The organism is Campylobacter sp. IFREMER_LSEM_CL1097 (assembly GCF_025772225.1).
Classification (GTDB): Bacteria; Campylobacterota; Campylobacteria; order Campylobacterales; family Campylobacteraceae; genus Campylobacter_D; species Campylobacter_D lari_D.
The window spans coordinates 78,911-99,861 of sequence record NZ_JAKMRT010000005.1 but is presented as its reverse complement, the minus strand read 5'-3'; the positions used below and the strand labels follow the sequence as shown (position 1 = coordinate 99,861).

Genomic DNA, 20,951 nt, shown 5'->3' with positions numbered 1-20,951 from the left:
TTTATGTTTTTAAAATTATAATTTAACTATAATTTTATTTCAATACTGAAATTTATGTAAGATACTATATAAAAGGAAAGTATATGGAAGAAAAGTGCGATTTTACGGAATGCGGATTTAATTATACTTTATCTTTGATTTCGGGGAAGTATAAGATGAGTGTTTTATATTGTTTATTTCGTTATGAAGTTGTAAGATATAATGAACTTAAAAGATATCTTGGTAATATTTCTTTTAAGACCTTAACACATACTTTAAGAGAGCTTGAAAATGATGATTTAATCACGCGTAAAGAATACCCACAAATCCCTCCAAAAGTAGAATACCGCCTTGCTAAAAAAGGTCAAAGTTTAATTCCTATTTTACAAGCGATGTGTGATTGGGGCGAGGCAAATCAAAAGGAAGAAAAATGATAGAATTATTAGATGGTATAAATTTAGAAAAATACATGGGTACATGGTTAGAAATGGCTAGAAAACCTGCGTTTTTTCAAAAAACTTGCAAAAGTGCTAAGGCAGAATATGAGCTAGAGTATGAAGGCTCTACGCCTATAATCAAAGTCAAAAATATATGCACTAAAGAAAATGGAGAAATCTCTCAGGCAAATGGCAAAGCTAGGGTAAAATCTCCAAGATCTTTGGCAGTTAAATTTAGTATTTTTATGAATGTTTTTAACAAGCCAAATTATGAGATTGTTTACATTGACACAAATTATCAAGTTTCTATTGTAGGTAGTCCTGATAAAAAATATTTATGGATTTTATCAAGAGAGATTTTAGCAAAAGAGCAAATAAATTCTTTGCTTGAAATAGCCAAGCAAAGAGGTTTTGACACTAGCGATGTGATTTTTGATGAGTATTAATCCTCTGCGCTCATATCGATTACATAGCGGAATTTGGCTTTTCCTGAAGTGAGATTTTCATAAGCTTTGTCAATCTCGCTTGGTTTGATGAGTTCAATTTCAGGATAAATTCCATGTTCTAAAGAAAAATCAAGCATTTCTTGAGTTTCTTTAATGCCCCCAATAAGCGAGCCATATACTTTTTTACCTGCTTTATGTACAAAGTGAATGATGTTAATGCTAGGACTTACTTCATGTGGAGGTAATCCTACTATAGCCATCTCACCACCAAATTTTAATAAATCCATATAAGCTAGCGGATCATAAAGGGTTGGTATGGTAGAGATGATGAGGTCAAATCTTTCTTTCACCACACTTTTATCTGTACTAGTATAAAAATTACTCACACCCATAACTAAAGCTTGTGCTTTTTTATTTTCATTTCTTGCAAAAACACTTACTTTTGCACCCATTTTCACAGCATATTTTACTGCCATCATACCAAGTCCACCAAATCCTGCTACGGCTACACTTGAGCCTTCTTTGATGTTTGAAAATTTAAGCGGTGAATAGGTAGTAATACCCGCACACAGCAAAGGCGCCACTTTGTCAAGCGGTGCATTTTTTGGCACATTGATAGCAAATTTTTCACTTACTACGATGTTGTTTGAGTAGCCTCCATAGGTGTTTTCATTATCATGAAATACATCTTTGCAGTTATAAGTGTAGATGGTTTTACCATTTTCGCAAAATTGCTCTTGAGATTTTTTGCATGCTTCGCACTCTCCGCATGAGTTTACCATGCACCCAACCCCAGCATAATCACCTACTTTAAATTTACTCACATTTTCACCCACCGCGATAACTTCTCCTGCTATTTCATGGCCAGGTACGCAAGGGTAGGTTGCCTCACCCCATTCGCTTCTTGCAGTGTGTATGTCGCTATGGCAAATTCCTGCGTATTTGATAGCGATTAAGATATCGTTTTTGCCTACTTTATGGCGTGTAAATTCAAAAGGTGTAAATTTAGAATCCTTGCTAAGCATGGCATAACCTTTACTTTTAACACGACCATTTTCTAAAAATATTTTTGAGTCCATTTTCTCTCCTTTGTGATTTTTGAAATTATAATAAAGCTAGGTTTTTATTGCAATAGGGAAAATAAAGTAAGATACTATACTCAAGGTGAGTTTGTGGGTTTTGGTTTGATTTTTATGGTATAATTATTTAAATTTTTATCCATAAGGAAGCCATGGAACTTAAGCATTTTTCAGAAGATGATACTAGAGTTAAACTCATAGATGTAAAACTTCACGCTAGCTCTTGGAGTGAAGAAAATATCATAAGAAATTATTATTTTACTGATGGGCGTAAGCTTATAGGAAATAAAAGAGGCGAAAGAAAATTTGCAGATTATTTGCTGAAATTTCAAAACAATAATCTTGCTATCATAGAAGCTAAAAAACAAAGCAAAGATCCTTTAGATGGCTTATCTCAAGGCATAGAATATGCCAGAATTTTAAACGTAGCATTTGTATATAGCACTAATGGCGATAAAATTTACGAATACAACTTAAAAACTTCAAGCGGTGAGTACATAGAAAAATTTCCAACTCCAAGTGAGCTTTTTGCTAGGATTTATGGAAATTTAAAAGAATGGCAACACAAGCTTTTATCGCAGCGAGAATTATACATACCCCAAAAAGAATTAAGATATTATCAAAAGATCGCAGTTGATAAAGTCATAGAAGCTTTGATCAACGGTAAAAATAGAATTTTACTCACTCTTGCTACAGGTACAGGTAAAACCACCATAGCTTTTGCTTTGTGTTATCGTTTGCTTGAAGCTAGGTGGAATAAAACAAATCAAGACAAAAAACCTAAGATATTATTTTTATGTGATAGAGTGAGTTTAAGAGATCAAGCTTTAGGAGAGTTTAATCCTATAGAGGGCGATTGCGTGGCAGTGAGTGCGCAAGAGTTGAGAAAAAATAATGGCAGAGTGCCTACAAGTGCAAATGTGTTTTTTGGAATTTATCAAAGTCTAGCTTCAAATTCAAAAGAACAAGAAAATGCTAATGAAGAACAAGAAAGCAAATTCTACTTACAATACCCCAAAGACTTTTTTGATCTTATCATCATCGATGAATGCCACAGAGGTGGAGCGAATGAAGAAGGTAGCTGGGTAGGGGTGCTAGAGTATTTTTCATCGGCTACGCATTTAGGGCTTACTGCTACACCTAAAAAAAGCGATAATGTAGATACTTATAGATATTTTGGTGGGAGTGTGTATGAGTATAGTCTTAAAGATGGCATAGAAGATGGCTTTTTAACTCCTTATAAAGTTAAGCGTGTTACGACTACGCTTAGTGAAGGCTATGTGTATAACCCTGATGATATCATAGAAGGTGAGTTAGAAAAAGGCTTTTATAAGATCAATGAATTTGAAAGAAATATTCACTTACCTCAATACAACGATTTTCTAGCTAAAGAAATTTTAAAGCTCATCAACCCTATGGACAAAACCATCATCTTTTGTGCTAACCAAGCTCATGCAAGTGAAGTAAAAAGAGCCATTGATAAATTTAAAAGTGTAAAAAGAGATGACTACTGCGTGAGGGTTACAAGTGATGAGGGTAAAATAGGGCTTGAATACTTAAAGCAGTTTCAAGATAATGACAAAAGCTATCCTGTAATACTCACTAGTTCTAAAATGCTAACCACAGGAGTAGATGCTAGAAATGTCCGCAACATAGTGCTTTTGGCAAATATAGGTTCTATCATAGAATTTAAGCAAATCATCGGAAGAGGCACTAGGGCGTATGAGGGAAAAGACTTTTTTACTATACTAGATTTTACCGGAGTAACAAGACTTTTTTATGATCCTAAATGGGATGGCGAGCAGATCAAAGATGAAGAAAAAACCGAGGTAAAAACTATACAAAACAAAAGAGAGCAAAGCAACCCTAAAGAAGCAACCAAGCAAAAAGAAGTCACTGTGCATTTAAAAGGCACAAAACTAAAAGTGCTTGATATAACGACAAGCTACATAGGAGATAGCGACAAGCCACTTAGCACAAAAGAATTTTTGGAATTTTTAGTAGGAAAGCTAGCAGAATTTTATGATGATGAAGTAAAGTTACGCGAGATTTGGAGTAACCAAGCAAGTAGGAAAGAATTTTTACAAAAACTTGAAAAAGACCGCATAAGCGAGCAGGTTTTGGAAGAATTGACAGTGATTTTTGAGCAAAAAGACTGCGATGTGTATGATGTGTTAGCACACTTAAGCTTTAACAGCGAGATAAAAACACGCCATGAACGCGTGCTAAATGTAAAAAATAGTGCATTTTTAAAACGCTTCCAAAAAGAAAAAGCCTTAAAGCTTGTGGAATTTTTACTAGATAGGTATCAAGAGTATGGTATAAAAGACTTTGATAGTGGGTTAAAAACACTTATAGATCTTAGCTCTTTAGGTAGTGTAAAAGAGCTAGTGAGTGAATTTGAAGGTATGGAAAATTTAAAACAATGCATTGATGATTTACAAAGGGAGATTTATGCAGGATAAAAGAATAGAAATAGGTGAGTATAAAGGTATAGTTTCGCAGCATATAGATTTGGAAAATAGTGCAAATATTTTGCTAGTTGGTGAAAATGGTTGTGGGAAGTCAAGAATTCTAGAATCTATTTTTGAAAAATATATACAAGATGACAATTTTAATGTGATTTGTTTTTCTTCTGGACAAAATGAAAAATTTACTGAAATTTTTAAAAAACATAAAAAAGAAAAGATGCGAAATAAAAAGAACTACGATAATAATCGAAAAGTTGTTCATTCTTTTTATTTTGATAAAAATTGGATAATTTTATTAGTATTTTTTTCCATCTCTACAAAGCAAGACTCTTTGGTAAAAAGCTTTTTAATGGAAAAAAATATAAATATTGAGAATATAAGTTTATATTTTAAATTCAGAATTCTATCTGATTATATTCGAAGACTTGAAATTGAATTGATGCAAGAAGCAAAAGGCGTTGTAAAAAGAATTATAAGAGATACTATAGATTATAAAATACTAGAGAAGATAGCTGAAAAAAATTTGATCAACATTACTATGAAGATTTCAATAGTGAACCTTATCCTATAATAAAGCGAGGTATAAATTTTTCCATAAATCAAGCTAATGAAATTTTTGGCAAAGATAGCTCTGAAATTTTTACTTTTTTAAGTAATGCAACTCAAAATGATAGAAATATTGATATAAACACAGTAACACTTACTTTGGATAACGACCTTAAATTTGATGATTTAAGTGATGGCGAGTATCAGCTTTTAGCTATTTATGCTATTTTAGATATTTTCGATAAAGAAAATACTCTTTTTTTATTTGATGAGATTGATTCACATGTACATTATAAAAATATTGAAAAATTATGGAGTCGATTGGAAGACATTAAAGGTTATTGTATATCTACATCACATATTACAGAAAGTATTGTGAGAAAAAATATAGAAGATATTTATTTGGTTGACAATGGAAAATTACAAAGTAAAGATATTTTTAATGAATTATGCAAAAGGCTAGATAATTTCACATCAAATAAAATGTATCAATATCAAATAGCATCAAAATGTGAAAATATTGTTTTGATAGATGATTTGAATGATTGGGAGATTTTTAAAATGTTATGTGAAATTAAAATTGATAATGAAGATGATTTGAAAATATTAAATCAAATACAACCTTTTAAGTGTCCTTCTGGATATAGTAGAAATACTGATACTATTGGAAATAAAAAACTTGAATGGTGTAAGGATTATATTAAAATATTAGAAAATAAACATTTTAATAGTAAAAATATTTTTATAATATGTGATAAGGATAATTATATATTAAGTTCAATAGATAACGAATTAAAACCATCTGGCTTAAAATCACTCCTAAAAAGTCTTAATGATTATGCAAATTGTTTTTATTTGAGAGTCTGGAAAAGAAGAGAAATAGAAAATTATTTACTCTCATATACTATGCTAGAAAAATACAATGTTTTAAATTTGATAAATAATGATAATCTAGCTAAAAATGATCATATAAAAAAAGATGATAACTTGGATAATATTAATTCTTTAAAAGAATTAGATTGCAAGGATATTATTCAAGGATTGTATAGTGATGATAATGGAGATGATATAAACAAAATGAGACAAGTTATTTTTAGTATTCCAAAAGAAGAAATTTCAGAAGATATAGTAACGATGTTTAATTTTTTGAAAAGCAAGGTAAAAAAATAATGATAAAATTACCGCAGGGTTGGGAAGTTAAAAAGCTTGGTGAGATAGGTTTTTTTATAAGGGGCGTTTCTTACAAAAAAGAGCAACTATTATCCACAAAGAATGAAAAATCTGTTTATTTGTTAAGAGCAAATAATATTCAAAATGAATTGAATTTAGATGAACTACAAATCATTCCCAAAGAATTAGTAGTTGATAAGATTATTCAAAACAATGATATATTATTTGCAATGAGTAGCGGTAGCAAACATATTGTAGGCAAAAATATACTTTTAAACAATTTAAATGATTTTACTTTTGGGGCTTTTTGTGGATTATTTAGAATTATCAATCTAAATATTTGCCATAAATTTATAGCTTATTATTTAAGAAGCGATTCTTATAAAAATTATATTTTCAATATTTCTAAAGGTTCTAACATAAATAATTTAAGGTTTGTAGATTTAGAGAAATTTCAAATTCCGTTGCCGCCGCTCAAAGAGCAAGAAAGGATAGTGGGGATTTTAGATGAAAGTTTTGCAAAGATAGATGAGAGTATAAAAATCTTAGAGCAGAATTTACTAAATTTAGATGAGTTAATGCAAAGTGCCTTGCAAAAAGCTTTTAACCCTTTAAAGGATAATACTAAGGAAAACTACAAACTCCCGCAAGGTTGGGAATGGAAAAGCTTAGGGGAGATTTGCGAAATTATAGGTGGCGGCACTCCATCGAAACAAATAAAACAATATTGGGAAAATGGAACGATTAAATGGGCTACTGTAAGAGACATGAATACAGAAACTATTGAAGATACAGAATTTCGTATTACAAACTTAGGCTTAGACAATAGTTCTACAAATATTATTAATCAGGATTTTATATTAATTGCAACTAGGGTTGGATTAGGGAAAGTTTGTTTAGTAAAAGACACTTTAGCTATTAATCAAGACTTAAAGGGAATATTACCACACAAATCACTGAATAAAAAATATTTATTTTATTTTTTTAAGAAAAACAAAGATTTTTTAATAGAAAACGGTATAGGTGCTACTGTCAAGGGTGTATCAGTAGACTTTATCAAATCTCTACAAATCCCACTACCCCCACTCAAAGAACAAGAGCAAATCGCTTCGCATTTAGATGAGCTTTCTTCTCATGTAAAAAATTTAAAGCAAAACTATCAAGCACAGATAAAAAATCTACAAGAGCTTAAAAAATCCTTGCTAGATAAAGCTTTTCAAGGAAGATTATAAATGTTAAAATTTTTATCAAATTTTAACATAAAGACTAGATATGTTAAAAATTTTTGATTTTTTTAACATATTTTTTTATAATGTTAAAAATTTTAAAAAAATTTTAACATATGGAAAAATTATGAAAGAATTCATACCACCAAAACTTCCTTTAGATATAGAATTAAATGCAAATATTTATGGTCTCATCATTAGGGCTTCGAGAAAATTAGCGGAGTTAAATGGATTTAGCAAAAGCATGCCTAATCCAAATATATTAATCAATGCTTTGATCTTGCAAGAAGCTAAAGATTCTAGCGAGATAGAAAATATTATTACCACTCACGATGAACTTTTTTTATCTCAAATCGATGAAAGTAAACTTACAAGAGCGGTAAAAGAAGTAAAAGACTATGAAAATGCTTTAAAAAAAGGATATGAGCTTTTAAAAAAAGAGCAATTATTAAGAAATGCACATATTTTAGAAATTCAAAAAAGACTAGAAAGAAATAATGCAGGTTTTAGAAAACAAAGCGGAACTACGCTGATAAATCCTACCACAGGAGAAATCAAACACACACCCCCGCAAAATCCTAGTGATATACAAGAACTTATGGGAAATTTGGAGCGATACATCAACGATGATACTTTAGATGAACTTGATTTTTTGGTAAAAATGGCAATCATTCATTATCAGTTTGAAAGCATACATCCATTTTACGATGGTAATGGTAGAACAGGCAGGATTATCAATATACTTTATTTAGTTTATAAAGGCTTGCTTGATTTGCCTATCTTGTATTTAAGCGCTTATATAGTAAATAACAAAGAAGAGTATTACAATCTTTTACAAAAAGTACGTGATGAAGGTGCAATTTTAGAATGGATAGAATATATACTCAAAGGTGTAGAGCAAACTGCTATAAAAACGATAAAAACCATTACTATAATAGAAAAAATGATGTCTAATGTAGGTGAAATTTTGCAAAATAAAACGAATTTTTACAGCAAAGACTTTGTGGAGCTTTTGTTTTCTCATCCTTATACAAAGATAGACTTTTTGATAAATAAATTAGATATTTCTAGGCAAAGTGCCTCAAAATACCTTAAAATTTGTGAAAATTTAGGGGTGCTAGAGTGCATTAAAATGGGTAGAAATAATTATTATATTAATATAGAACTTTTAAGACTTTTTAGAAAGGGAATTTTTTAAATGCAAGGTAAAATCGATAAAATCACAGATATTCTAAGAAGAGATGATGGCATAAGCGGTGCTATGCATTATAGTGAGCAGATTAGTTGGGTGCTTTTTTTGAAATTTTTAGATGATTATGAAGAAGAGCTAAAGCTAGAAGCTGAGTTAGATGAAAAGCCTTATAAGGCTATTTTGCAAGAAAAATTCAGTTGGAGAGCTTGGGCAGCACCTAAAACAAGCGAAGGAAAGCTTGATGTAAAAAATGCTTTAAGTGGAAGTGATTTGCTAAGCTTTGTGAATGATGAGCTTTTTCCATACCTAAAAAGTTTTAAAGATAATGAAAATTTCAAAAGCATAGAGTATAAGATAGGTGGAATTTTTGAATTTATAGACAACCGCATAGCTAATGGCCATACTTTAAGAGAAGTTATAAATTTAGTCGATGAGCTAAGTTTTAGCAAAGAAAGTGATGTATTTGCTTTAGGTGAGGTTTATGAAAAGCTTTTAAAAGACATGGGAAGCGATGGGGGAAATAGTGGGGAGTTTTATACCCCAAGACCTTTGGTTAGAGCCATGGTGGAGGTGCTAGACCCTAAAGCAAAAGAGAGAATTTATGATCCTGCGTGTGGGAGTTGTGGGTTTTTAGTAGAGAGTTTTTTGCATATTCTTTATGAAGATAGGGCAAAAAAGAAAAAAGCAAATTTGAGTGTGGAAGAACTTGAATTTTTACAAAATGATGCCTTGTTCGGTAAAGAAAAAACTCCACTTAGTTATGCAATGGGTGTGATGAATATGATTTTACATGAGGTTAAGTCCCCAAATATCATCAAAACCAATACTCTAAATAAAAAAATCACAGACATAACTGAAAATGAAAAATACGAAGTGATTTTGGCAAATCCTCCTTTTGGTGGTAAAGAAAAAGATCAAATTCAAAATAACTTTCCTGTAAAATCAAACGCTACTGAGCTTTTGTTTTTACAACATATTTTAAAGTCTTTGAAAAACAATGGAAGGTGTGCCATAGTAGTGCCTGAAGGAGTGCTTTTTCAAAATTCAAATGCCTTTGTGAGTGTAAAAAAAGACTTGCTAGAAAATTTTAATCTTGAATGTGTTTTAAGCTTGCCAAGTGGGGTGTTTTTGCCTTATAGTGCGGTAAAAACTAATGTGCTTTTTTTTTCTAAAGGACAAAGAAGTATTTGTGGTGAAAATGATGAAAGTGTATATTACTATGAGCTTGTGCCACCTTTTAAATTGACTAAAAACAAACCTTTAGAATACACGCATTTGCAAGAATTTTTAAAATGTTATAAAGAAAGAAAAATCACGGCTAATTCTTATTTGGTAAGTAAAAAAGAACTTGAAGAAAGAAATTATGATTTAAGTGCTAAAAACCCAAACGTAAAAGAAGAAAAAACTTTGCGTGAAGTAGAGGAAATTTTAAGCGAGTTAGAGCAAAATCAAAAACAAGCAAAAATGCTTTTTGAAAAAATTCAAGCTAGTTTAAGAGGTAATAAATGATAGATATAAAAAAGAAATCTAAAAATGTGAGGGTTATAGCCCTTTTTTATTTAACTTTTTATTTATGTTCTTTTATGCCTTATATGGGTTTTTTAAGTGTAATTAGCGCGACATTATATATGATAGTTTTATATCAATTAAAAACTTATACTAGTGCTAAGAATTTATTCAAGAATTATTTTATAACACTTTTTATTTTATTTTTTTATTTTATTTTACTTTATTTTATGATTTTATTTTTTTATTATGTTTTTTTAAATGAAGAATATTTTTTATTAATGTTTTTTACTCCGTTTTTGTTGGCTATACATATTTTATTTTGTTTGCTATATTTTAAATTCTTAAAAAGAATTTTTTATGAGATAGCTAGAGTAGCTAATCAGTTTTATTTTATAAAAGTTTGTAAAATGTATTTTTATGGTTTTTTAACATTGCCTATTTTAATAGGATTTGTATTTTTTGTTATAGGATTTGTTTATAATGTCTTAGCTTGGTATAATTTTAAAGAATTTAATAAAAGCGAATTTATTAAAAATCAAGATTAAAAAATCTTTTTTAAAATTTAATAAAAGTTAAAAATTTATACCTTGTCATTAAAATTTTTTTATATCTTTGTTATAGCTAATATCAAAAGCTCTATAAATATCAAGCGAGCATTTTTTTATAGCATAGTCGATTTATAAAATGATTATAAACTTCCTTTGCATCCCATAGTTTTTGCTTTAGAAAAATCAAAAATATCAACTTTTTCCATTTTTGGTATGTGTTCATCAAAGAAAGTATAAAATTCTTTTCTTAATTTAAAAAAATCATTTAATTTTTTATCTATTTTATATCCTTGTTAAATTTTGCTTTAAATCATCAATTTTTAAAAATGACTAATTGGCTCTTGCGTTTTTTTTTTTTTTTGATATTATCGTCCTTCGATTTTAATTAAAGGAGAAAAAATGGCTATTACTTTGGCTAAAGTTAGTGGTTCGTGGGTAGAAGTTTATGATGGAAATAGGAGGCTTTATAGTAAGCCAGTAAATACAAACAAAGGTGATACTTTGATAGGATTTACAGGTTCTAGTGTTAGTATAAAAGAAGGTAGTTGGATTGTAACTTATGATGAAAAAGGACAACGCATAAGCTCTCATCCAGCGTAAATCAAGGCATAAAAATTATATCAACCAAATCATTTTCTTTTATATCATCATGTGCTATCATAAGTGCAGCCTTGTGGTTAAGGTTGTTGATGATAGCACTTGAGCCTTGTTTTTTGCCTTTTAAATTGGCATAAATTTTTCCATCTTTAAATTCCACATTACAAGCTACAAATTCTAAATGCGAACTTTTTTTCTTATAGTCAGTATTTGCAAATGCTTTAAATATATAGTCTTTTTCTTGTAAAAGCCAAGCATTTAAAAGTTCTCTTACATATAAATTAAACATCACCATAGCCGAGTATGGAAAACCCGGTAGAGCAAAGATGAATTTATCTTCAAATTTGGCTATTTTGATGTGTTTGCCAGGTTTTACATCGACTTTATCTAAGATGACTTCATACTCTTTAACAGCTTGCTTTAAAAAGTCAAAATCCCCCATGGAAACTCCACCAGTGGTAACTAAAATATCACACGCATTAAGTGCTTGTTTTAAAACACTTGGAGTTTTTTGCATATCATCTTTTAAAAGTGGAAAAATTCTAGCTTCAGCACCAAGTTTTTTTGCCATATTAGCTATGGCTACATGGTTTGATGAGCGAATTTGTGCGGGGTGTTCTAAGCTTTCGCCTAAGTCTTTGATCTCACTTCCACTACTTAGCACGCCTATGATAGGTTTAGCAAAAACACTAATGTGAAAATATCCAAGCTCAGCTAAAAGTGCTATCTCGCTATAGCCTAGCTTTGTGCCTTTTGTGAGTAAAATTTCGCCCTCGGTGTAGCTCTCGCCCACCTTTCTCACAGCAAAGCCTTGTGGAACTTTTTCTTTTATATAAATCACATCATTTTTAACTTCAACTTTTTCCACAGGCACTAAGGTATCACAACCTTCACTCATCAAAGAGCCTGTAAAGGTTTTAACACATTCTTTATTTTGTATTTTAAAGCTTGGAAAAACTCCCGCAGGTACTTCACCTATGATAGACAAAGGCTCATCTTGTTCGCTAAATTTGATCGCATAGCCATCCATAGAAGCAGTGGGAAATTGAGGGTTGTTAGTAGAAGCTTTGATGTCTATGGCTAAAATTCTATCTAAGCACAGTGTTAAGGCGATGTTTTCTATTTTTTCATATGCTTGTATGTGTGAATGAAGTATGTCTAAACTTTGGCTATAAGAAGTTAGCATTTTAGTCCTTAGTGCTTAAAATTCCTGCTCCTTGAAGTTTCAAAGAGCGTTCTTTGGCATAAATTTTTTCACCATTAATGATATCATATTTCCATATAGGCGCACTTGCTTTGAAATCTTCTACAAAATCATTAATCAGCTTAAGTCCTAATTTTCTTTGCTTGCTTAAAACCCCAGCAAAATAAGAACTCTCATGCACCTTAACTTCGCCGATAGAGTGAGCAAACATCAAGCTTACATTTTCATTTGCAAGTTTTTGGCACCACTTTTCAAACCAAGTTTTTAATAAAGGCTCATATATATCAAAACTCAAAGCCTCAATATCATCTTCAGCCCTCATTATACCGCAAAATGTGATCAAAGCTCCGCAGTTTTTGTCTTTAGCATATTCATACCATCTAGCATAAATGCTAGGAATTTCTAAGGCTCCTTGATGTAATTCAAACATAACTCATCCTCCACAAACCGGCGGAAGTAGGCATATTTTATCCCCATCTTTTAAGGTAGTTTCATCATTAAAAACCATTTCATCGTTTAAGGCAACTGCACAAAGCTCAAGCCATTCTTTTAAGCTTTCATCTTGTCCTAAAATTGCTTTTAATTCTTTAAGATTGCTTACATTTAGTTCTAAGCTTTCTTTGTTAATTGGCCCTAGAAATTCAACTTTTACCATTTTTTTACCTTTATTCTTTTATTTCTAAAATTCCCATCATTCCAAGATCTTCATGCTCTAAAATATGGCAGTGAAACATTCTAATACCGGTAAATTTTTGACTCATTCTAAGTCTTAATTCTTCCCCAGGTCTTACATTAATCGTATCTTGCAATGCTCTGAATTTTGCTTTTGTTATTTTACCCTTAAATTTAGAAGATATGAGTTCAAATTGTGTTCCGTGTATATGGAAAGGATGATCCATATGTGATTTGTTTTTTACTACCCATTCTTCTACTTCATTTAATTTTGAGGTTAAATCCGTTCTATTCATATCAAATGTTTTACCATTGATTAAAAACATAGAAGCAAGGCTTTTTTTGATTTCTTCTTCACTTTTTTTACTAATACCATGCATTTGCATGTGATCTTCACTCATAATCACTTCTTTAAAGCTTGTAGCTTCTTTTAAAGGTGGAAATTCGCGTAATTTCTCCGGTATGTTTTCTATAGTTTTTTCTACTTTAAGATCAGCTAACATAAGAGTGTAAGGTTCTTCTTTAACAAGCATTTTATCGCGGTCATAATAAGTACTTTCAAGTTTAAAATTACCTTTATTTGCTTTGATTAATACTTCTACTCTTGAAGCAGGACTTAAAAATAACTCATCTAATTCAACACCTTTTTCTATAAGCCCTCCATCGGTTCCTACTAAAATAAATTTAGCACCTTTAATGCGTAAATTTAAATATCTTGCCGCACAAAAATTATAAATACGAATTCTTTGAGCTTTGTCAAGCGTTATTTTTGGCTTTAATTGTCCATTGATAAGAACTAAATTTCCTTCTCTACCATTTAGCCAATCAAATAAATTATTATCAGGAATTTGTGCGTTTTCATCTAAACGCAAATCACTAATCACCCAATCTTGTTCTTGTAAATGCGACAGCGCATCTTTTCTAGCTTTTACTACAAATACCCCTGCTAAGCCTTTATAAACTTGCTTTGCTGTGGTGTAGTGTGGGTGTGGATGATACCAATAGGTTCCTGCTGAATTTTCTCCAAGTTTAAAGCGATAAATTCTTTCTCTACCAGGCATGATAGGATCATGTGGGTTACCATCTTGCTCAGGTGGTATGTCAAGTCCATGCCAGTGGATAGTAGTTGGTTCTTTTAAGCTATTTTTTACCAAAATTTCTACAGTGTCACCTTCATAAACTTCTATTTTAGGTCCAGGTATAGAGCCATTGTAAGTAAAGCATTTTGTTTTTTTACCTTTAACAAGTTCTATTTGACTTTCTTTGATTTCTATACTTGATCTAAAGAAATTTTTCTTTGCACTTGTATTTTTTAGAAGTTTTAAATTTGCTAATGTTCCTCCGCTAGGAAAGTCTTTTTCATCTAGTAATTTAATGTTTGGATTTTCTAGTTTTATAAAAGAAGTATTGATTTCTTTTGTGTCTTTTTGTGTATGTTTTGAGTGCATATTGTGATGAGAATGATCTCCCATTGCATAAGCACTGCTAATACTTGCTAAACCTAAAGCATTAAATTTTAAAAATAACCTTCTGTCCATTAAATTTTTACTCCTAAATTAATTTTGATTTGGATTTTGATTATAGCTATTATTTGATTAATGATTGTAAATTATAAAAACAAGATATAATTTTAATATGATTTGTTATACAAGTGGTTTTAAATCAAAAATTAAGGATAAATAATGCTAATTAAAAATCATCTAGATAAAGACTTTCAAACCCCTGCTTATATTTTAGAAGAAGATAAACTTAGAAAAAATTGTGAACTTTTGGCTAAAGTAAGTGAGCAAAGTGGAGCAAAAGTTTTGCTTGCGCTAAAGGGTTTTGCTTTTTCAGGTGCTATGGATATAGCGGGTGAGTATCTATCAGGCTGTACTTGCAGTGGGCTTTGGGAAGCTAAATTTGCAAAAGAATATATGGATAAAGAAATTCATACTTTTTCACCTGCTTTTAAAGAGGATGAAATAGATGAAATCATAGATCTTTCACATCATATAGTATTTAACTCTTTTAATCAGTTTAAAAAATTTAAAGATAAAGCAAGCCACAAGTCTCTTGGTTTGCGTTGCAATCCAGAGCTTTCAGTGGCTCCAAAAGAACTTTATAATCCTTGTGGTAGATTTTCAAGATTAGGAATTCGTGCGATTGATTTTGAAAATGAAGATTTAAGTGCCTTAAGTGGGCTTCATTTTCATGCTTTGTGTGAAGAAAGTGCGCATTCTTTAGAGCTTGTGTTAAATGCTTTTGAAGCTAAATTTTCAAAATTTATTAAAAATATGAAATGGGTTAATTTTGGTGGAGGTCATCATATTACCAAAGAAGGTTATGACACGCAAAAACTAATTGATCTTTGTAAAAAATTTAGCGATAAATACGGGGTGCAAGTGTATCTTGAGCCAGGTGAGGCTGTGGGTTGGCAGTGTGGAACTTTAGTTGCAAGTGTGATAGACATAGTAGAAAATGAGAAAAAAATAGCTATTTTAGATACTTCAAGCGAAGCTCATATGCCAGATACTATCATCATGCCTTATACAAGCGAGGTTTTAAATGCTAGAATTTTATCAAGCCGTGATGGACAAAATTACAGCGAGTTAAAAGAAAATGAATTTGCTTATTTACTTGGTGGTAATACTTGCCTAGCAGGGGATATCATGGGTGAGTATGCTTTTAATCAAGAGTTAAAAATAGGGCAAAAAATAGTATTTTTAGATCAAATCCATTATTCCATAGTTAAAAACACCACTTTTAATGGAGTAAGACTTCCAAATTTAATGTTCTTGGATAAGAAGGAAAATTTATCTATGGTAAGAGAATTTGGCTATGAAAATTATTCAAAAAGAAACTAAAAATTGAGTTTTTTTGTAGTTTTTTGCAAATTTATGTTTTTTAAATAAAACTTTTTTTAAAATAAAAATGGAAACTGAAAATTAACAAAACTACAACGCTAAGCTTTTTCTAGCGTGTAATGTTTAGGAGTAATTTATGCATAGGGTTATACTAGCTCTTTTAGCTTGTTTTAACTTTCTATTTGCTCAAGAAAATTTTGAAGTTAAAAATACTCAAATTTGGGATGTGCAAAGAGTGATGAATATAGAAAGTTATCAAAATTTTGGTGCTTTGTGGACTAAACTACAAGGTGAATATATTGCAAGTGCTGTTTTGATTATACTTATAGTGGTAATTTCAGCTTTTGCATTGCATTATATGGTCATAGGTCCAAAGAAATTTTCTCATGATGGTAAGAAAATTTATGCCTTTTCGGTATTTGAAAGATTGTTTCATTTTGTAGCAGCAATTTCTTGGATTATCCTTGTGCCAACCGGTCTTATTATGATTTTTGGATCATATTTTGGTGGTGGATTTTTTGTAAGAATGTGTAAAAACTTACATGGCATTGCTACTATTTTCTTTATCATTTCTATCATTCCTATGCTTTTATGTTGGATTAAAAGAATGCTTCCTGCAAGTTATGATTTAAGATGGATGATGATGGTTGGTGGATATTTAAGCAAAGAGAAAAAACCTGTGCCTGCTGGCAAGTTTAATTTTGGTCAAAAATCTTGGTATTATATAGCTGTTTTTGGTGGCTTTTTGATGATAATCACTGGTGCGTTTATGTTTTTCCTTGATTTTAATTCTACTTCTTTGCAATCTATTTTTGGAATTTCTCATATAGATATTTTAAGAGCTTCAGCTATCATCCATAATATTTTGGGTATTTTATGTGCGGTATTTTTTGCTATTCATATTTATATGGCCGTATTTGCTATTAAAGGAAGTATCCACTCTATGATTAGTGGCTATAAAGAAGAAGAGGAAGTTTATATTTTACATTCTTATTGGTATAAAGAATTAAGCGATAAAAAACAAATCAATCCATCGTTTACTTATGATTCTAAAACAAAATTTTAAAATCTCACTTGATTTTTTTAAATTTTCCTTGTTATAATCAAATAAAAATAACAAGGAAAATTAATGATACAAGATATTGATCTTTCGCGTAAATATTTTTATGAATTTTTTTCAAAAGCTTTTAATTTTATCGATGAAAATGAGTTTAAAATTTGGCATGAGCAAGTTTTAGTTTTAGCTCAAAGTCCTTTAGATGATAGTTTAAAGTCTGATTTTGAAAAACTTAGCGCATGTGATTTTGCAAGTTTTAAAGAAGAACAAAATGGAGTGTTTTTTGATTTTTCTTATGTGAATGTGCCTATTAGTGCTTCTTTTTATGATGAGGGTAGAGATGATGGCAAAATGAAGCTTCAAGCCTGTGAAATCATTAGAAAAACCAAATTTAGAAAAAAAGAAGATTGTAGGCAAAGTGAAGATGAATTTGGCTTTTTGTTTGCTTTTATGGCAAGTATTATTGAGCATGATTTAAAAGTTGCACAGCAATTATTTCGTTTTGTGATAAACCCTGTAATAGATGAGTTTATAGAAAAATTACAAATCCATAAAAACTCAAATTTTTACATTGCTATTGCCAATATTATGAAAGTCTTTTTTGCAAATGAAAGAGCTTATTTGGAAGTACAAGCACCTATAAAAAAAGAAGGTAAAAGTATAGCAGATGAGGCTTTACAAAGACTTCCTTATGAGCCAAGACTTCCTACTAAATTTAGCAAAACAAATATAGAAGAACTTAGTAAATTATAGAAATTAATATGTATTTTGTTACCAAAATACATATTATCAAAATCATCTTTTTATGAAAATAGAAATTAAATAAAATCTTAAGTGAAAATATGCAAAATTTATTTTGTTAAGTGTATAAATACTTTGAAAATAAGTATTTATAGTTATTCTTTACTTTTATTTCAAAGGAGAGAACATGGAGGCCAATCAAAGAAGGGATTTTTTAAAAAAATCTTTGAAAATTGGTGCTTTAGGGGTAGTAGCTGGGGCAAGTGTGAATGCTTTAGCTAAAGATGATTACCAAGAGCAAAATACCGTAGTTTTAGGAAAAAGTACTAAAAAAGAAGTGCTTTATAAAAAAACTATGCATTGGGAAAAATACTACAAAATAGCTTATTAATTAAGAAAGGAAGAAGATGGCATTAGCAAGAAGAAATTTTCTTAAGCTTGCTGGTATTGCTGGTCTTGGAACTGCGGCTTTTGGTAGTGAAAACAAAGCTATTAGAGCTGCAAGTGAACAAGAAGTAGCAAATCCTTATCCAGATTCTAAGATTGTTAGAACAATCTGTAGTATCTGTAGTGCAGGCTGTGGAATTAAAGCAGAAGTACAAGATGGAGTTTGGGTGCGTCAAGAAAACGCTATAGAACATCCTATTTCTCAAGGATCACACTGCTGTAAAGGGATAGATCAAATCGATCTTACTAAATCAAAGCAGCGTATTAAATATCCTATGAAAAAAGAAAATGGCAAATGGGTACGTTTAACTTGGGAGCAAGCTATCAATGAAATTGGCGATAAAATGCTTGAAATCCGTAAAGAAAATGGACCTGATAGTGTTATGTTTTTAGGTTCGGCTAAATTTAATAACCAACAAGCTTATTATTTTAGAAAATTTGCAGCATTTTGGGGTACTAACAATATAGACCACGTTGCTAGAATTTGACACAGCGCAACAGTCGCCGGTGTGGCGAATACATGGGGTTATGGCGCTATGACAAATCATTTTGGTGATGTGACTAAACACTCAAAAATGATGATTATTTTTGGTGCAAATACTGCTGTGGCAAATCCTATCGGATTTAAACACTTATTACAAGCAAAAGATCGTAATAATGCTAAATTGGTAGTTGTAGATCCTGTATTTACAAAAACTGCAGTACATGCTGATGAATATGTAAGAATTCGTCCAGGTACAGATATAGCTTTAGTTTATGGTATGCTTCATTTGATCTTCAAAAACGGTTGGGAAGATAAAGAATTAATCAAAACTAGAACTTATGGGGTTGAAGAAATAAAAGCGGAGGCTGTTAAATGGACTCCTGAAGTTGTAGAAGATGTAACAGGTGTTCCAGCTGCTCAACTTGAAAAAATCACAAGAATGTTAGCTACAATCAAACCTGCTACGCTATTTTGGGCTTTAGGTATTACTCAACACTCGGTAGGTAGCTCCAACACAAGAATTCTAGCTATCTTACAACTCGTTCTTGGTAATATAGGCAAACCAGGTGCAGGAACAAACATCATTAGAGGTCATGATAATGTTCAAGGTGCTACTGATATGGGCTGTTTGGCTGATACTTTACCAGCTTATTATGGGCTTGATGATAATGCGTGGAATCATTTTGCTAATTTTTGGAATGTAGATAGAGAATATTTAAATTCAAGATTTTATTCTAAAGAATGGATGCATGAAAAAGGTTTTTCACTAGCAAAATGGTGGCAAGGCGTTTTACATGAAGAAAAAACTTATTCTAACTCACCTATCCGTGTGCTTTGGGTGCAAGGAACGGGTATTACTTCTATGGCGCATACGGTAAAAATTCAAGAAGCGCTTAAAAAACTTGATATGATTGTAATCGCTGAACCTTTTGTAAATGAAGTAGCAGTTTTAGCAGATCGTTCTGATGATATTTATATTATCCCTGCTTGTACTCAATTTGAAACAGAAGGTTATGTCACTGCGACTAATCGTGCTATGCAATGGCGTTCTCAAGTAGTAAAACCAATTTATGAAAGCAAAGAAGATCAAGAGATTATGTTTGCTTTTGCTAAAAAATTCGGCTTTTATAAAGAATACACTCGCGGTATGAAAATGGAATTGAAAGATCATAAGCTTGTACAAACAAGAGATGATAATGATGATAATTTTATATGGCCTGATGATGCTACAAGAGAAATGAGTAATGGTCTTTTAAGTATAGGCTTAAGAGGTATTTCAGCTGAACGCTTAAGAAAACACCAACAAAATTGGGAACATTTTGATCCTGATACTCAAAGAGGTCTTGGTGGTGAAGTTAAAGGCGAATACTATGGCTTACCTTGGCCTTGTTGGGATGAACAACATCCGGGAACTTCTATATTATGGAATACTGATGTGCCTTATGAAGAAGGCGGTATGGGCTTTAGAAACCGCTTTGGTTTGGAGCATGAAGGACATTCTCAATTAGCAGATGATGCCTTTACTCCAAAAGGATGTAAAGTTAAAGGTGGTTACCCACAAATCACTAAGGCAAATATTGAAAAAGTATTTAATATCAAACTAAGTGATAGCGAAAAAGAATTAATGGGCGCTAGCTGGAGTACAGATATTTCAGGTATTATTTTAGAAAAATGTAGAGAAAAGAGTGCTTGCTGTTTAGGTAATGCAAGAGCTAGAATGAAAGTTTGGGAATTTGCAGATCCTATTCCACTACATAGAGAGCCTATTCACTCACCTCGTTGGGATTTGGTTAAAAAATATCCTACTTGGGGCGATCAAGAGAAAAACTTCAGAGTTGAGAGTAAATTTATCAGCGAGCAACAAAAGAAAGATTGGAGCAAAGAGTTTCCAACTATCATTTCAAGTATGCGTTTAGTAAATTTAAGTGGTGCAGGTATGCTTGAGAGAACTAGTAAATATCTTGCTGCAATTACACCTGAAATGTTTGCTAATGTTCACCCTGAACTTGCCTTAAAATATGGTATAAATGATGGAGATATGATGTGGATTCATTCACCGCAAGGCACTAAGATTAAAGTAAAATGTGTGCATAATCATTCTGTTACACCGGATAGAATTTGCTTGCCTTATAACTTTGCGGGTATTATGCAAGGAGTGGATTTAAGTTATAATTATCCTGAAGGCACTAGACCTTATACTATAGGTGAAAGTTCTAACACGGTTACTAACTATGGTTTTGATATAAATACGCAAATTTCTGAATTTAATGCAGGACTTTGCAGACTTGAAAAGGCTTAAG

20 protein-coding genes are annotated in these 20,951 nt (G+C 31.1%); 15 read left to right on the top strand and 5 right to left on the bottom strand.

Annotated elements, in window-relative coordinates:
* The first annotated feature begins 83 nt into the window (after positions 1-83).
* Positions 84-413, top strand: a complete 330-nt coding sequence (gene rrpA / locus L8W64_RS03465) for a MarR family transcription factor RrpA (protein WP_087700365.1) — start codon at positions 84-86, stop codon at positions 411-413.
* Entirely contained in the window at positions 410-862 is a 453-nt protein-coding gene (locus L8W64_RS03460; RefSeq protein WP_220566275.1) for a lipocalin family protein, read from the top strand. The genes rrpA and L8W64_RS03460 overlap by 4 nt, the downstream gene beginning before the upstream one ends.
* On the opposite strand, the gene L8W64_RS03455 is transcribed toward L8W64_RS03460, so the two are convergent.
* Positions 859-1,941 (bottom strand): NAD(P)-dependent alcohol dehydrogenase, encoded by a 1,083-nt coding sequence (locus L8W64_RS03455; protein WP_263672866.1) that lies wholly within the window; start codon positions 1,939-1,941, stop codon positions 859-861. The two genes, L8W64_RS03460 and L8W64_RS03455, sit on opposite strands and share 4 nt — an antisense overlap.
* 152 nt (positions 1,942-2,093) lie before the next feature.
* Between L8W64_RS03455 and hsdR the strand changes: the two genes are divergently transcribed.
* The 8 genes from hsdR to L8W64_RS03415 all read left to right on the top strand — a co-directional run bounded on the left by hsdR (position 2,094) and on the right by L8W64_RS03415 (position 11,203).
* The gene (gene hsdR, locus L8W64_RS03450; RefSeq protein ID WP_263672865.1) at positions 2,094-4,406 is read left to right on the top strand and encodes an EcoAI/FtnUII family type I restriction enzme subunit R; all 2,313 of its coding nucleotides are present in this window, start codon (positions 2,094-2,096) and stop codon (positions 4,404-4,406) included.
* Positions 4,396-4,983, top strand: a complete 588-nt coding sequence (locus tag L8W64_RS03445; RefSeq protein ID WP_263672864.1) for a hypothetical protein — start codon at positions 4,396-4,398, stop codon at positions 4,981-4,983. The genes hsdR and L8W64_RS03445 overlap by 11 nt, the downstream gene beginning before the upstream one ends.
* Positions 4,980-6,128 (top strand): AAA family ATPase, encoded by a 1,149-nt coding sequence (locus tag L8W64_RS03440; RefSeq protein ID WP_318529422.1) that lies wholly within the window; start codon positions 4,980-4,982, stop codon positions 6,126-6,128. The genes L8W64_RS03445 and L8W64_RS03440 overlap by 4 nt, the downstream gene beginning before the upstream one ends.
* Positions 6,128-7,360: a restriction endonuclease subunit S gene (locus L8W64_RS03435; RefSeq protein ID WP_133319426.1), complete on the top strand. Its 1,233-nt coding sequence runs from the start codon at positions 6,128-6,130 to the stop codon at positions 7,358-7,360. Before L8W64_RS03440 ends, L8W64_RS03435 begins: the two co-directional genes overlap by 1 nt.
* A gap of 121 nt (positions 7,361-7,481) precedes the next feature.
* Positions 7,482-8,552: a Fic family protein gene (locus L8W64_RS03430; protein WP_133319425.1), complete on the top strand. Its 1,071-nt coding sequence runs from the start codon at positions 7,482-7,484 to the stop codon at positions 8,550-8,552.
* A complete protein-coding gene (locus tag L8W64_RS03425; RefSeq protein WP_039627987.1) occupies positions 8,553-10,055 on the top strand; it encodes an N-6 DNA methylase in 1,503 nt (500 codons plus the stop codon).
* The gene (locus tag L8W64_RS03420; protein ID WP_133319424.1) at positions 10,052-10,600 is read left to right on the top strand and encodes a hypothetical protein; all 549 of its coding nucleotides are present in this window, start codon (positions 10,052-10,054) and stop codon (positions 10,598-10,600) included. The genes L8W64_RS03425 and L8W64_RS03420 overlap by 4 nt, the downstream gene beginning before the upstream one ends.
* A gap of 402 nt (positions 10,601-11,002) precedes the next feature.
* Positions 11,003-11,203: a hypothetical protein gene (locus tag L8W64_RS03415; RefSeq protein WP_133319423.1), complete on the top strand. Its 201-nt coding sequence runs from the start codon at positions 11,003-11,005 to the stop codon at positions 11,201-11,203.
* A 1-nt stretch (position 11,204) separates the two neighbouring features.
* On the opposite strand, the gene L8W64_RS03410 is transcribed toward L8W64_RS03415, so the two are convergent.
* From L8W64_RS03410 to L8W64_RS03395, 4 genes are read right to left on the bottom strand one after another with little or no spacing between them, the layout of a single operon-like run.
* Positions 11,205-12,386 (bottom strand): molybdopterin molybdotransferase MoeA, encoded by a 1,182-nt coding sequence (locus tag L8W64_RS03410; RefSeq protein WP_263672863.1) that lies wholly within the window; start codon positions 12,384-12,386, stop codon positions 11,205-11,207.
* A gap of 1 nt (position 12,387) precedes the next feature.
* Positions 12,388-12,834: a molybdopterin synthase catalytic subunit gene (locus L8W64_RS03405; protein WP_263672862.1), complete on the bottom strand. Its 447-nt coding sequence runs from the start codon at positions 12,832-12,834 to the stop codon at positions 12,388-12,390.
* 3 nt (positions 12,835-12,837) lie between these two features.
* The gene (locus tag L8W64_RS03400) at positions 12,838-13,059 is read right to left on the bottom strand and encodes a MoaD/ThiS family protein (protein WP_263672196.1); all 222 of its coding nucleotides are present in this window, start codon (positions 13,057-13,059) and stop codon (positions 12,838-12,840) included.
* Positions 13,060-13,069: 10 nt separating this feature from the next.
* Entirely contained in the window at positions 13,070-14,614 is a 1,545-nt protein-coding gene (locus L8W64_RS03395; RefSeq protein ID WP_263672861.1) for a multicopper oxidase family protein, read from the bottom strand.
* Between the two features lie 144 nt (positions 14,615-14,758).
* Between L8W64_RS03395 and nspC the strand changes: the two genes are divergently transcribed.
* From nspC to L8W64_RS03370, 5 genes are all read left to right on the top strand, one after another.
* Positions 14,759-15,922: a carboxynorspermidine decarboxylase gene (gene nspC, locus L8W64_RS03390; RefSeq protein WP_263672860.1), complete on the top strand. Its 1,164-nt coding sequence runs from the start codon at positions 14,759-14,761 to the stop codon at positions 15,920-15,922.
* A 136-nt stretch (positions 15,923-16,058) separates the two neighbouring features.
* The gene (locus L8W64_RS03385) at positions 16,059-16,988 is read left to right on the top strand and encodes a formate dehydrogenase subunit gamma (protein ID WP_263672859.1); all 930 of its coding nucleotides are present in this window, start codon (positions 16,059-16,061) and stop codon (positions 16,986-16,988) included.
* 63 nt (positions 16,989-17,051) lie between these two features.
* Entirely contained in the window at positions 17,052-17,732 is a 681-nt protein-coding gene (locus L8W64_RS03380; protein WP_220566424.1) for a molecular chaperone, read from the top strand.
* Between the two features lie 175 nt (positions 17,733-17,907).
* Positions 17,908-18,111 carry a twin-arginine translocation signal domain-containing protein gene (locus L8W64_RS03375; protein ID WP_012661099.1) on the top strand — a complete coding sequence of 68 codons (204 nt, stop codon included), beginning with the start codon at positions 17,908-17,910 and terminating at the stop codon, positions 18,109-18,111.
* Positions 18,112-18,127: 16 nt separating this feature from the next.
* Positions 18,128-20,950, top strand: a complete 2,823-nt coding sequence (locus L8W64_RS03370) for a formate dehydrogenase subunit alpha (RefSeq protein WP_263672858.1) — start codon at positions 18,128-18,130, stop codon at positions 20,948-20,950.
* Position 20,951 lies beyond the last annotated feature (1 nt).